Source organism: Chryseolinea serpens (assembly GCF_900129725.1).
In the GTDB taxonomy this organism is placed as follows: Bacteria; Bacteroidota; Bacteroidia; order Cytophagales; family Cyclobacteriaceae; genus Chryseolinea; species Chryseolinea serpens.
The window spans coordinates 517,986-531,377 of record NZ_FQWQ01000002.1 but is presented as its reverse complement, the minus strand read 5'-3'; the positions used below and the strand labels follow the sequence as shown (position 1 = coordinate 531,377).

Sequence of the window (13,392 nt, the reverse complement as noted above, 5' to 3'; positions counted from 1 at the left end):
GTTCCAACGAAATGATAAATAATATGTTGAGACAGAATTTAACGCTCGTGATCAGGGCCCTTTGGAGCAAAAGGATCTACACGTCGATCATATTGTTAAGCCTAACGGTGGGGTTTGTCTGCTCAAACCTGCTGGTCTCCTTCCTGGTTTCAGAAACCAATGCCGATTCCTTTCACAAAAACAAAGCACGGATTTTTCAGGTATTCAGCAATAATCCGTTTGGTGACGAGGGGCAGATTCCCTATATACCCGATTACATGCACGACTATTTCACCACGACGTATGCTGAAGTGGAGAACATGTGTCAGCTGGCTACGATCGATCGAACAACGATATCGACGGAGAAGAACGCGTTGTCGGATTTAATGGTGCTCTCGGTGGATAGCTCCTTCTTTACATTTTTCGATTTCCCCATCGTAGCAGGAGGGGGTAGCAATTGCCTGGCTCCTGGCAACATCGTTTTGTCGCGGGATAAAGCTGTGGCTTTGTTTGGTGGACCGGATGTGGTAGGAAAGGTGGTCACGCTTGAGGCTGCGGATACTACGGTACAATTGGTGGTTTCTGCTGTGGTCGAAAAAGCCCCGGAGCGAAGTCACCTGGTTTTTGATGCCCTGGTGAACCATGCGACGAGCGATTGGAATGGTGGTGCCGCCTATGTCTTGCTGGCCGACGCGAGCATGTCGCAAGGTTTGCAAACCAGGATCAACAAGGACACCCAGCGTCCCGGCCTCTTGGGCCCGGGTACAATAGACTATCATTTCGCCCCGTTAACGGAATCCTATTTCAGTGGCTTCAACAAGATGCGATTTATGCTCACACGAAGTCCTATGTTTATTACCGTTGGGTATATTGTATGTGGATTAATTCTTTTCATCGCCGGCTTCAATTTCATTAACCTGTTTTTACTTTTTTGGCAGAGCCGGAAAAAAGAGATCGGGATCAAAAAGACCTTGGGCGTTTCACCGAAAGGCCTGCTGGAGTTTTCGATGGTCGAGACGGGTGTTTATATTTTTGCGGCCTATGCCTTATCACTGGCCGTCACCTTTCTGATGATCCCCGTTTTTAATACGGTATTGGAAGCCAGCGTATCGACGGATTATTTTCTCAACGTAAAAGTGATGTCCCTGTTGGGGATGATCCTATTTGTAGCGGGCATTTCGGTGGTGATCTTATCCGTAGCGAAGCAATGGCGCATGAAACCCGTAAGCCTGATGACCAAGGATTCGACAACGGTTCGCTTTAATGGATTTCTCTTCACGATGCAATTTATGGTGTCGATCGCCCTGACGGTTTGCACGGTAACCATTATCCGTCAGATGGATTTCCTGGAAAACGCTCCCCTTGGCTTTAACCGAAACATCATACAGTTGGACGCACCAGACAAAGCTGCCGATAAAGACATCCTGGTCCTCAAACAAAAAGTCGGAGCGCTGTCGACCGTAAACCATGTGACCGTTTGTAGTGGAAACCCGATCAACGGAAACAGCATGGTGCGCTATGATCTGGAGAATGGGGAGTTTTATTCACCCAATATATTTTCGGGTGATGACGACTTTCTGAAAACGCTAAACCTGGAGCTGGTGGAGGGTGAGTTGCTAACAGAGCACAGCAAGGGAAAGCTTGTTAACCAAAAACTTATCCGGTTATTCAATTTAAAGAATCCGGTAGGCCAGCGCATACCGGGAACAAAAGACATTATACGGGGCGTGGTAAAAGATTTTACCTGCAGCTCATTCAAGCAGGAAATTCCACCAGTGATCATTTCCTATTATAACGAGGGGAGGGCCCTGCTGGTCGATTTCAAAGGACATGGGCTGGCCGAAGTAATGCCTCAACTTCAACGACAATGGCGGTCGGTTTTCCCGGAAAGCGTGTTTACCTACCGGATCATCCAGGAAGATCTGATGAAAAAATACAAGGAGGATACTTTTTTCTACAGGATCATGATCGCCTTTTCCGGGGTCAGCATCGTTTTGTCGTGCTTCGGGTTGTTCGCACTCTCCTGGGCAGTGACGGAGGCCCGGACAAAAGAAATGGGCATCCGGAAAGTATTGGGAGCAACGTCGTTGGATATATTGAACTTATTGACACTTCTTTTTACCAAACGTATCGCACTTGCCTTTGTATTCGCCGCACCCATAGGCTACTACCTGATGAGCCAATGGCTTACGCGTTTTGCCAACCGGATTGAGATGGATGCCTGGATCTTCGTCTTGTCCGTGATCCTGGTGGCCGTTGTTGCCGTACTAACGCTGAGCCTGCAAACGGTGAAGGCAACGCTGACAAATCCGGTGGATAGTTTGAAAAATGAATGAAGCCCGTGGCGTGAAGGACGTTCTTCAATGGAGTCTTGCAAAAAATAACTTGTCGGGCCACAGAAAACATTGTTTTCCATATCCTTGTGTTGAAGGGTGCGAAGAATATACCGTGAGCGTTTTGTTGGGGCTGATGGCCATAACAATTCCACAGTGGCCATATTCTTTGCCGTTATAGATATTCCAAAATTGTACAAAGTCACCAGGCCTGGCATCCTCGCCCGACTCGATCTTTATCCCCTTGTCCCTATGGGTCAGGGCGGTTTGCACGCCTTTGATGACCGGGGCGTTCGCATCGATGAGTTCACGAAGATCATCGTTTGTTATAATTCTGATGTCGTTCATTTCAGTCTTGGTCAGGGGCGTGAAATGATCGATGACTTTGATCACAAATTCGGTACAGACCACATCTTTATAATTCGGAGCGATTTGCTTTCCATTTGCCTCCAGATAGGCAACGATCGCTTTATTTTTGTCGGGAAGGTCGGTCGTGGCATCTTGGTCGATTTTTGTATCAACAATCCAAATGGGTTGCGTGCTGGCCCAATGACTGATGAACATGATCATCCCGGCCAGAGCGATGGCCACGCCCCCGAACACAATGTTTTTTCTTTTCATTCGGAACGTTGCTATGGGGTGTTTACAAATTGGAAGGTGTCAGTCTTTTTTAGCTTACTGCTAAAAAAGACTGTTAAAGCTCCCGTCACTCACTATTTTGTCTGTAGCCGTTCCCAATTGCTGATAGATGTTGAGGTTCAGAAAAGGTCCCATGCTGATCCGTTTCACGCCGGCCTTTTGCAGACCTTTAAAATCGGGCAGGCCTGGGATACACATGACGTTGATGGGAAGCTTCGAACGTCCCGTAACCTTGGCGATGTCGTCGATGTCTTTAATACAAGGCAGGAACAATCCATGCGCGCCGGTATTTTGATAAGTGTCTATCCGTGTCAAGGCGTCTTCCAATGCATTCGGCAACGCGAGCAAAAAAGAGTCGGAACGTAAATTGATGAACATCTTGACGTTAGCGACGTCCAGCAGCTTGATAATGCGTTTTATTTTTTCGGCAAAAACTCCGGCATCGACGATACTTCTTTTTCCGTTCACCACCACCGAGTCTTCAATGTTGATACCCACCACGCCGAGTTCGCTCAGCCGGGTGATGGCTGCGCTGATCTCCTCCGGGGTCTCGCCATAGCCGGCCTCAAAATCGACCGACAAGGGGAGGGAAACCGATGCGGCGATGCGTTTTATGACAAAGAGATAATCCTCGAGACCCATTCCCTGGCCATCGGAAAACCCCAACGTTTCGGCTACGGCGGCGCTGGACGTGGCCAACGCTTTGAGCTGATGTTGTTCAAATACTTTTGCACTCTGAACGTTCCATGCGTTGCCAATCAGCAGAGGTTCGGACTGGTGATGTAGTTTCAGGAAATCGTCAAATCTATTTTTCATGGGATAAAGGTTGGATTTATTTTTTGAATGTTAGGATCGGTTGGAAAAAGTTTCTATTTCCCGGGTCCGATGCTTCTTTCGGAGAACGTAAAAATCAGGCTTCCGTTGCGCATTGTGAGAATAAATTGAAAATACAAAATGACCGGAACGCGGCCGGTCATTTTGTATTTTCAGTCTCACGATGCCACAACCAGGCCGGCCTCCGCGCCAAACGCGTGATCGACAACGATCTTCCAGGTGCCATCGGGTTGTTGCTTCATCACCTCGATGCCTTTGGCGCTGATCTTCACATCGCTGCCATCGGTGATGTTCCACTCGGAACGGCCCACGGCAATGTTCCCGGTTTGAAGACAATACACGGTCTTGATCTCCATTTTACCTTTGATGGACAAGATGCCCTTTATGGCTTCTTCAAATTTTGCTTGCCCCGACACGGGCTTTCCGGGCTCGGGAACGATAATGCCCGAAACATCATACATGCCCATCACAACGTCTACATTGCCGGTGTTGAAGGCGTTGGCCAACGTAGCGTGAACGTCTTCTGCTTTTCTTGGTGCTTTCATCTTGTTTGATTTTTGTTTGTTTAACGGGTGTAAAATTAGGGTCGATGAATCGCCTCGAATTGTATAAATCGGAACAGTCTAAAGATTGCTTAAAATTTGATTGATCGGCGTGGCCTGTGTGGGAAATGAGGACGGCGTGAGTCCGGTGAATGATTTGAATTCGCGGATAAAGTGCGACTGGTCGAAGTAGCCGGAGTCGTAGCCGACGCTGGTCATTTTTTGATCACCGCCTTGCATGAGCTGCAGGCTGTATTGAAACCGGCTGATCTGGCAAAAGAGCTTGGGTGTGAGGCCCGTGTACTGCGAAAACAGCCGGTGGACGTATCGCGGCGATATTTTGTTGCGTTCAGAAACCATGCCGATGCGCTCACCCTCCGCGTGATTTTTCAAACCGTTGGCGATGGCTTCCACCAACCGGATGCGGGAATGCTTTTTTTTCGATGCGGCCAGCCGGTTCAGTAAATAATTTTCGAGCATGGCAATCCGATCTTTGGGGTCTGTGAAGGTCAGCAACAGTTCGTGCAGGTTATTGAGCGAGGGACCAAAGACGTCGACGGCGTTGGTGATCTCATTGTTGAAGACGGAGATGTCTTCGTCGAAGAAATATGCCGCGGTGTGGGGATGAAACCGCACCCCCAACATAAAATTCTTTCCTACCGATCGCACCGCCAACGGTTTGGTGATCTGGCCCCACAACTCGACGGCAGGGGTTGTGCAAAAGGCTTCATCTTTTTTGGTTTTCCAAAGCCCGTTGCCCAGGTTAAAGATCAGCTCCAGGTTTCCGCTGGGAAACACCAGGTCGTCGAACGCGTGAGCGGATGGTGCATCATAATAATAGAAGCGCTTCACATATGGTTTCAGCGCTTCCTGTGGACGGATCTCGGTGAACATAGCGTCTAGTGTTGAACCCGGTTGCTGCTAAACGAATCGCGAAACATTTTCCAGCCCTCTTCGGTCTTTTTCCAGAGCACGAGAAATTTGCCATCGTCGAAAAGCTTGCCTTGAGCGTCGAACGACTGCCAGAGGCCCTCTTCGGTCACGTATTCTTTTCCATCGCCGTAGACTGCCGTGGTGATGAACTTGCCGTTTTTGAGACCGAATTCGTCACAGGCCGTTTTAAAGAACTGTGCCGCAGCTTCCCGGCCGCACATGGCGGGGGCGTTGGGGGCGAGGATGCAGGCGTCTTTTGCATAGCGGTTCACAAAAATGGAGGGATCGTTCTTGGCAAAAGATTCAAAATAGATGGCGTTGCTGGCGGCAATGGCTTTTTTAGCTTCCTCCAGCGAGGCGTTTTGACTGCTCTTCCCGGACTGAGCATGTGCAAATGAGCATCCCAGGGCTACCAGGGCCAGGATCGCGGTGTTGACTTTTTTCATAGCGTTTGTTTTTTATGTAAAAGTCAGCCAACGGGAGCTGCCAAAAAGTGACGTATGTCACTAATTTCAGATCACCCTTTCTTTGTAAAACGGCTCAGCGTTTCGCGGGACACGCCCAGGTAGGCCGCCAACGTTTTTTTGGACAATCGTTGCATGAGTTTGGGATATTCCTGGAGCAGGAGTTCGAAGCGCTGCTGGGAATCGGAAGTGAGGTAGGTGAGGAGCCTTTTCTGTTGCTTGGTGAAGCTGTCGTTAGCCTTTTTCCGGAAGAAGTGTTCCATTTTGTGAAAGGCGGCACAGAGCTTTTCACGATTTTCGAAAGAGAGGCTCAGCAATTCGCAGTCTTCCACGGCAGCAATGTTGAAGATGGCTTTCGCCTGGTGATAGAAGGCGTTTTGATCCGTGATCCAGCAGGCTTCGTCGGCAAACTGGATGATGTGTTCTTTGCCATCGGGGGCGGTGAAGGTGGAGGTGAGAAGTCCGCTTTTTGTCCAGTAGGTGTGGTGGACGGCATCGCCGGCGCGCACCAGGAGTTGGTGTTTCTTAAGTTTCTTGATGGAAAAATATTCCAGGATCTGCCCGAACTCGGCATCGTTAATTTCTATGAAACGATCCAGGTGCTTTTTGAAATCGATGCAGGATGAGGGTGTCGGCTTCATACAATAAACCTTCCAAGGTACTAAAATAATGTTTGCCTTAGAAAGGGCTATGGGTGTGAAGAGGTACATTTTGGACGGGGCCGTAAACACCTGCTTTCACTTGCGGGTTGCGCTTTAATTTGTATTTTAGTCGCCCGAACATTGTGTCGCGAAAACGCATAACGGCAGATCGCTGACCCCTGCGAACATGGCATTTAAAAGAAATGGACAACTGACTAAAACTCCGAAAAGGGAGAATGTGAAACACCTCGGTGGTTTTCTTTCCAGACTCTTTTGGAAAGGAGAAAGAAGGGCAGAGAAGCAGTTGATCCGGACAGAAGTAATGAACAGAGGCGATGAAGACCGATAGCAGAATAATGTATTGGGAGCGAGCAATAGTTTACGATAGCGAAATCAACCAGCGGCATGAGACTTTTTTTGACAGCAAAGCATTGGCAGATCTTCATAGTTTTATCCATTGGATACCTACTCTGTAACGTTGATCTTGATCTTGGCTGGCCACGAGACATTAGGGTTGCCTTAAATATAACGGGATTTCTGATTTCCCTTGTATGGCACTTAGCCGTCGGCCACGGACTCTATGTTTTTTTACCCGCCAGGGTGGAGATGAAGTACAACCTTTTTGTTATCAACTGGTTTGTGTTGATTGCCACGTATTGTGCTGTACTCATTTTGTCGGAGGGGAGGGGAATGATATTTAGGGGCGTAGGCGCCATACCCCTGTTTTATTTTTTCTATGCATTTGTTCACGTGCTGATCTTCCCCGGACGTCTTTTGAGATCGATCGAGATGGGAAAGCAGGCTCATTTCAGAGATTATATCTTAACCGTTATTTCGATGATGATATGGCCTGTTGGGATCTGGTTTGTTCAGCCCAGGATCAATGAAATCGTCATGGAGCAAGCCGGTGCCGAAAAGTAAAAACAGATAATACAATTCTATGGATAATCAATACCAGGCGCTGATGACCAGCAAATCTGACGAGCAACTGAAAAACTATTTGGTGAACAGCGAAAAATATACCGAAGAAGCGGTGACGGCCGCCATTCAGGAACTGCGAAATCGGGGAAAGGAATTTTCGGAGGAAGAGTTGAGTGAGATCAAGCTGAAGTTAGAGGTGATCAGGAAAAAGGAGAGGGATGAAGAGGTACAAACAGGGACAAGCACATGGAAAAAGAATGTCGTGACCGACCCGGAGGCACCTGCCTTTTACTCGCAGAGAGCTATTTGGGGATTTTCGGTATTTTTTACAGTGGTCTTTGGAGCTGTTTTACTTTCATCAAATTTAAGAGACAAAGGCAATGCTCGTTGGGCGGTGATTGCCTTTGGAGTCCTTTATACGGGACTGGCGATCTTTATCTTGTCATTTGTTAAGGGAAACAGCACGGGCTTAACCGTTGGGATCAACACTGCCGGGGCCTGGATCATGAATCAAGTTTTTTGGAATAAATACGTTGGTGCAGAAACAAAGTATAGAGCGAAACCCATCTGGGTGCCGTTGGTTATCTCCATTTTAATATCGGTCCCTTTGCTATTGGCGGTAATTTATAGTCAACCCTGAATAGCTGCGGGGAACGCACGGATTCCGGAATCACTCAGAACGCAACCGGTTGGCAGGATTAGCCAATGCCGCGCGGATCGTGTGATAGCTGACGGTGAACAAGGCAATCGCCACAGCCACCAGCCCCGCGATGGCAAACGTGCTCCAGGAAATAGAGATTTTATACACATAATCCTCCAGCCAGCGTTGCATCATATACCACGACAGCGGTGTGGCAATGACCAACGCGATGCAGAGCAGCGTCATGAAATTCCGGGTGAGCAATTGAAAAATACTTCCTGCCGTAGCGCCCAAGACCAACCGGATGCTGATCTCCTTGCTTCGCTGTTCGGCTAAAAAAGCGGAGAGCGCAAACAATCCTAAACAAGCCAACAGGATGGCCAGGGCAGCAAAGCCTGTAAATATTTGTTGTGTTCGGTGAACCTCCTCGTACATGGCCGCATAGCGCTGGTCCAGGAACGTGTACCGGATGGCCTGATGAGGCGAAAACTTTTTCCATAATCCGGAGATGGATTCGATTGCGTCTTGAGGATGCTTCGAATCAATCTTTACCATCACGACATTTGAACTCCGGCCGATGACGACGCACAATGGCTCGATCTGCTTTTTCAATGTCTCGAAGTGAAAATCTTCCATGATGCCAATCACATTCCATTTTTGTTTCCAGGGATTGACAATGGCGCGACCCGTGGGATCCTTCAGGTTCAAGGCATTTGCCATCGTTTGATTGATGATGACGGCCTGCGAATCTGAAGCCATTTCGACATTGAAGTTTCTCCCCGCCACAAGGTCGATACCCAGCGTAGGCAAATAGTCGTGATCGACAGACCATATTTGTGCGCCGACACCTTCTTCGGGTTCCTTTTCTCCATCGGCCCAGAAGGGATTGCCATTGCGGTCGGCGCCCTCCAGAGGAAGAAAGCCGCTGATGGTGGCGTGTTTGATGTTGGGCAATTGCAGCAGCTCGTTTTTAAAGGTAACGATGCGGTCGCCGAGGGTGTGTGTATCCTGGAGGATGAGCACCTGGTCTTTGTTGAAGCCTAATTTCTTGTGGAGAATGAAATGCATCTGTTGCTGGATAACGAGCGTGGCAACGATGAGGATGATGGAGATGCTAAACTGGAACACCACCAGCAGGCTTCGGATGGAGCTTCGTGCGCCCAGCGTGGTGTGGCCTTTCAATACGTCCACGGGCTTGAAAGATGAAAGATAAAAGGAGGGGTAGATGCCGGCGACAAAGCCAATCAACACCGCGCCCAAAAAGAGCAGGGGAATGAACCACCAGGCTTCCCACGGAAACGTCAATGGACTGGCCAGGAGGGTGTTGAACGAGGGCAGTGCCGTGCGTGCCAACGCAAGCCCCAGGGCAAACGAAATAAAACTGAACACCAGCGACTCGATCAAAAACTGGTTGACCAACTGGCTCCGCGGCGAACCCACTACTTTACGCAGGCCGACTTCCTTCGCGCGATGAGCAGACCGCGCCGTAGAAAGATTGATGAAGTTGATGCAGGCGATGGTCAGAATAAAAAACGCAATCGCCCCAAAGAGCCAGGCATAACGGACATCGCCATGCGTCAGGTTGTCGCCGACGCTCATGGTGTTGAGGTGGATATCTTGTACGGGTTGTAATTTGAAATGGAGACTTTTCACCCAGGCCATCAGGCTGCGATCGTCCCCACTTTCGGCGGCCGAGGGCACAAAATATTTCCCGATCAGGGCATCCATTTTCTCTTCCAGTGCAGCGACGTCGGTGCCGGGTCTAACACGGATATAGTCCAGGTAATTGCTCGACATCCACGCCGTTTTTTCACCTTTCCAGAATTCTTTCCCGGCAAGTGAAATCAGAAAGTTAAATTGAAAATGTGTGGTGGCAGCCGGATTTTGTACGACGCCCGATATCGAATAGGGTTGTGTTTCGTCATCATTCAGGATCAGGGTTTTGCCAATGGGGTCATCGTTTGCAAAATATTTGTCGGCGATGCGTTTTGTGATCACAAGGGTGTTGGGTTCAAGCAAAGCCTTTTGTGCGTTGCCCCGGAGAAAAGGTAGTTCAAAGATGTCGGCCAGCCCCTGGTCTGCATATACGAAGCCGTCCTCGTGCGTACTTTCAATTTCATCTCCCCGTCTCACCGTGTTGCCGGCGTCCACAGCATTTGCCGAGGGATTATAGTGCCCAGCTAATTCTATTTCGGGATATTCATCCTGGAGTGCCTTGGCAAAAGGCGCTGGAAAATAGATGCCACGCTCCGTCTCCCCATGAAGATTGCTTTCGCGATAAACCCGGTAAACCAGATCACCCTTTTGATAATGCTGATCGTAGGTGAGTTCCCGTCTCACAAACAGCGTGATCAAAATGCAGGTGCCGATGGCAATGGCCAGCCCACCGATCTTGATGCCGGTGTAAAGCCGCTGACGCGACATGGTTCTCCAGGCGATCTTAAAATAATTCTCAAACATAGCGAGTTGATTTACGGGTGTCGATGATCTTTTCTTTATCGCAAAAGGCTGAAGAAACAGCAACACGTTCATCACAAACAGCAGATCCGCCTTCCTTTTTCCAAGGAGCGGGCGCCGGCGGGCATAAAGCTCCTCCAGGTCGCCCAACACGGCTTCCGACAAGTGATCGTTACAAAACCATCGAAAAAAGCGCGTGGCCCATTGTGGCGGCCCGGCTTTTTTGGGGTTGGGTGTGTTCATGTCTTTCTTTTTCAAACGAAAAGGGCGTTTTCCTTAATGTTTGTTTCACCTTTGTCTAAAGTACCGGGGAAAGGGTAAAAGGTTGCAGAATTCTTCTAAATAAATGTAAGCCGGGGTTGGGTTAGGGGATATGTACCCCGGACTAAAGTCCGGGGTTATTCATTAATTGCCAATGATAAAAAGGAGGTGGAGGGTTGGGAATTGCCTTCCTTTTTAAATACTGACCAGCATATTTTGAATTTATTATGCATCAATCTTAAATTGATCCGCTAATATCATTATCTAGAGGCCAAAGAAATACGACATGACAGTTACCATTATTGGATTAATATTATTGGTGATCATTGCGTTCGTCGCCTACCGGTATCTAAAGGTGCGACGACAAAATATTGAATTGAGCAAACAACGATTTGAAAGAATAAAACCGCTGCTTGAGCGAATTCAAGGCGGCCAGGAAATCACAGCGCGGGATGTTGCTTTGTATGCGGAGAATTTTTTGACCCGCGAACCGACCTTTCATTTATTAAGAGAAAATGAGAAGCTGAACCTGTTTCCCAAAGAACTTCTTACTATCGAAAAGGGCGCCGAAAGCAATCTTGCCAACTGGCTTGAATTTCCCACAGAACTGGATGCCTGTCCCGATGAGATGGAACACGTGAAGCAAGTGACGATTCCTTTTGATAAGGAAAATAATGTGCATTTTCATGTTTTCAAATTCAGAGTCAATGAGCCGCATTGGGCAGCCAAAGACGGTTGGATGCTCGGCGTTGCCGGGCCGTACTTTGACGACAGCGCGCCGTACGATCATCCCGGTGCAACGTTCAGTAGGTTGAGTAAGGTAGAAATCACTTCACCGGAGGAGGAAGCGAATTGGGTTTTTAATAATATCGTAAAGAGAGGATGAAATAAGCCGGCAAATTTCTCGACCTAGCGCTTATTTTTTTCTTTTTTTAGCAGGCCTTTTAGTAGGTGCTATATGGGCGTAACAAATATGGGTTATTGTCTCCCGGTATCGCCCTCTGAATTTACTTCCATCAACCTTAAAATTCTTTTGCAGGTAGTTAAAGACCGCTAGCAGCCTGGGGCAGGATAGGTTGGCATTCGCCCATTTGTCCTCCTCTGTAGACTCCAGGTCCAACACGATTAAATAGCTGTAGTTTCTTGACAGGCTGTCGTTATAAAACGATCCGAATTTATTCAAATATTCAAAGGACGCAGCCGTCAACGTAGTGTCTGACGGGTTGAACTCAAAATGATCGATTTCACCGGTGATGACTTCCCGGGCAGTACCCTTAATGTAAATCTTCCCGACTTGTCCCGACGACGGCCACGGTATTGACAAGAGCGACACGAGTATGGCCGCTGATCTCAGTCGTCTATCGATGGCATTCCAACGTGCATCGCTCATGGGTGATTCTGTTGTTGAGTTCAGTCAACTTCCAAAAAACGAGCCAATAATTAGCCAACGTGTTTTTGTTTCGTGAGGTCTACTTGGCCGTAGCCAGCCTCTTGTCGGCCATGGTCAATCCGGCGTCGCAGCTCTCTTTTAATGCTTTGATGTCGCCATCGTTGGATAACGGTATCAGGGATTTTGCCAGTGCCAGGCATTGCTTTGCGGACTTCAGATCGTTCTTTGTGGAGACTTTGTCATTCAATATACTGACGGCATAGTTGTAGGACTCTTTGATCAACTCATTTGGATTGTCCTTGTTGTAACTGTAAGCATGCTTTGCCATTTTAAGCAAACGCTTTTCCGGACTAAGTTTCAATAGGGTTTTAATGGAATCCTGGTAATTCAGATAGGGCATTCTTTTCACCTGGGGGTCGATGCCGTCGGGGCTGTTCGCGAATGCTGCGATCGCAACCGGGCTCGCGTCAAATTGAAAGACGGGATCCGCGGGTAAGTGATGATTTAGAAAGTCGTTGGGAAGGCCCAGAAAGTATTCCGGTTCGAGGCGCTTCACAAAATGCGGGGGCGTGGAGCCTTCTGCATCCAGCGCCGTGGTCGACCAGAATAAGTCACACGCGACCCAGGAGGAATCCAGGTAGACAAAGTTCCACGCGTGATTGGTTTGGCGCAAGGCATCGCCCGGTTGGAAGTCGGGATATCGCACATAGCCGGTCACCCGAAAGCTTTGGACTTTGATCTTCTTACAGAATTCATCGACGATGTTGGAGTACTCGTCACACAGGCCCGTGCGTTTTTGAATGGCTTGTTGCGTGCTCAAGGGAAAACCGCCATTAAAAAAACGCGCGCCATCCGCGCGCATAGCGTGATGGCTCCACAACAAAAGCAATTGCAGTTGCTCTCTCGCGTTCGAGGAAACCGAGAGGATGTTTTTGGTAATGTCGTTCAGGGTTGGAGCATTCAGGTTTTTGATTTTGTCGAACTTTTCAGAAGTCGCCGGATCGATATATTGCATGGTGTCGGCGTATGTGATCTTCTGGTGGAGTTGGTCTCGTAAGAATGTTAATGCCCTTCTGTCGTGAAGGTGAACGCCGCGCTTCAAAAACTTGATCGCCGTCGGTTGATCGCCCAAAGCATAGTTCATGGTGGCAAGATGATACAGTGCATCTTTGTGGTCGGCGTCCAGCTGGACAACTTTTTCAAATTCAGCAATGGCTTTGAAGGTGTCCTTTTGTTCGTAAAGCAGGAGCGCATTCTTGTAGGCGGCATCGATTTGCTGGCGATCTTGTGCGCGCAAAGCATTGCCCATGAGCATCACTATCGAAATGCTTAGAAAGGAAAAAGTTTTCATTAAAATC

Annotated in this window: 12 protein-coding genes; 4 read left to right on the top strand and 8 right to left on the bottom strand. The window is 48.5% G+C overall.

Going from position 1 to position 13,392, the window contains the following annotated elements; genetic code table 11:
* Positions 1 to 23 precede the first annotated feature (23 nt).
* Entirely contained in the window at positions 24 to 2,315 is a 2,292-nt protein-coding gene (locus tag BUB30_RS16235) for an ABC transporter permease (protein ID WP_073135972.1), read from the top strand.
* A 24-nt stretch (positions 2,316 to 2,339) separates the two neighbouring features.
* Here BUB30_RS16235 and BUB30_RS16230 read toward each other — a convergent pair whose 3' ends face one another.
* The 6 genes from BUB30_RS16230 to BUB30_RS16205 all read right to left on the bottom strand — a co-directional run bounded on the left by BUB30_RS16230 (position 2,340) and on the right by BUB30_RS16205 (position 6,365).
* On the bottom strand, positions 2,340 to 2,933 hold the full coding sequence (locus tag BUB30_RS16230) for a hypothetical protein (protein WP_073135970.1): 594 nt from the start codon (positions 2,931 to 2,933) through the stop codon (positions 2,340 to 2,342).
* 60 nt (positions 2,934 to 2,993) lie between these two features.
* The gene (locus BUB30_RS16225) at positions 2,994 to 3,767 is read right to left on the bottom strand and encodes an isocitrate lyase/PEP mutase family protein (protein WP_073135968.1); all 774 of its coding nucleotides are present in this window, start codon (positions 3,765 to 3,767) and stop codon (positions 2,994 to 2,996) included.
* Between the two features lie 176 nt (positions 3,768 to 3,943).
* Positions 3,944 to 4,330 carry a YybH family protein gene (locus BUB30_RS16220; protein WP_073135966.1) on the bottom strand — a complete coding sequence of 129 codons (387 nt, stop codon included), beginning with the start codon at positions 4,328 to 4,330 and terminating at the stop codon, positions 3,944 to 3,946.
* A gap of 78 nt (positions 4,331 to 4,408) precedes the next feature.
* The gene (locus tag BUB30_RS16215; protein ID WP_073135964.1) at positions 4,409 to 5,221 is read right to left on the bottom strand and encodes a helix-turn-helix domain-containing protein; all 813 of its coding nucleotides are present in this window, start codon (positions 5,219 to 5,221) and stop codon (positions 4,409 to 4,411) included.
* A gap of 5 nt (positions 5,222 to 5,226) precedes the next feature.
* Positions 5,227 to 5,706: a YybH family protein gene (locus BUB30_RS16210; RefSeq protein WP_073135962.1), complete on the bottom strand. Its 480-nt coding sequence runs from the start codon at positions 5,704 to 5,706 to the stop codon at positions 5,227 to 5,229.
* Between the two features lie 71 nt (positions 5,707 to 5,777).
* Entirely contained in the window at positions 5,778 to 6,365 is a 588-nt protein-coding gene (locus BUB30_RS16205) for a Crp/Fnr family transcriptional regulator (RefSeq protein WP_073135960.1), read from the bottom strand.
* 405 nt (positions 6,366 to 6,770) lie between these two features.
* Between BUB30_RS16205 and BUB30_RS16200 the strand changes: the two genes are divergently transcribed.
* Together BUB30_RS16200 and BUB30_RS16195 are read left to right on the top strand one after the other, a co-directional pair.
* Positions 6,771 to 7,286: a hypothetical protein gene (locus tag BUB30_RS16200; RefSeq protein ID WP_073135958.1), complete on the top strand. Its 516-nt coding sequence runs from the start codon at positions 6,771 to 6,773 to the stop codon at positions 7,284 to 7,286.
* Between the two features lie 19 nt (positions 7,287 to 7,305).
* Positions 7,306 to 7,926 carry a DUF4383 domain-containing protein gene (locus BUB30_RS16195; protein WP_073135956.1) on the top strand — a complete coding sequence of 207 codons (621 nt, stop codon included), beginning with the start codon at positions 7,306 to 7,308 and terminating at the stop codon, positions 7,924 to 7,926.
* Between the two features lie 30 nt (positions 7,927 to 7,956).
* Here BUB30_RS16195 and BUB30_RS16190 read toward each other — a convergent pair whose 3' ends face one another.
* Positions 7,957 to 10,641: an ABC transporter permease gene (locus tag BUB30_RS16190; RefSeq protein WP_221408730.1), complete on the bottom strand. Its 2,685-nt coding sequence runs from the start codon at positions 10,639 to 10,641 to the stop codon at positions 7,957 to 7,959.
* Positions 10,642 to 10,930: 289 nt separating this feature from the next.
* Between BUB30_RS16190 and BUB30_RS16185 the strand changes: the two genes are divergently transcribed.
* A complete protein-coding gene (locus BUB30_RS16185) occupies positions 10,931 to 11,530 on the top strand; it encodes a hypothetical protein (RefSeq protein ID WP_073135954.1) in 600 nt (199 codons plus the stop codon).
* 583 nt (positions 11,531 to 12,113) lie between these two features.
* Here the strand turns inward: BUB30_RS16185 and BUB30_RS16175 are convergent.
* Positions 12,114 to 13,385 carry a transglutaminase domain-containing protein gene (locus tag BUB30_RS16175; protein ID WP_084138174.1) on the bottom strand — a complete coding sequence of 424 codons (1,272 nt, stop codon included), beginning with the start codon at positions 13,383 to 13,385 and terminating at the stop codon, positions 12,114 to 12,116.
* Positions 13,386 to 13,392: the final 7 nt, after the last annotated feature.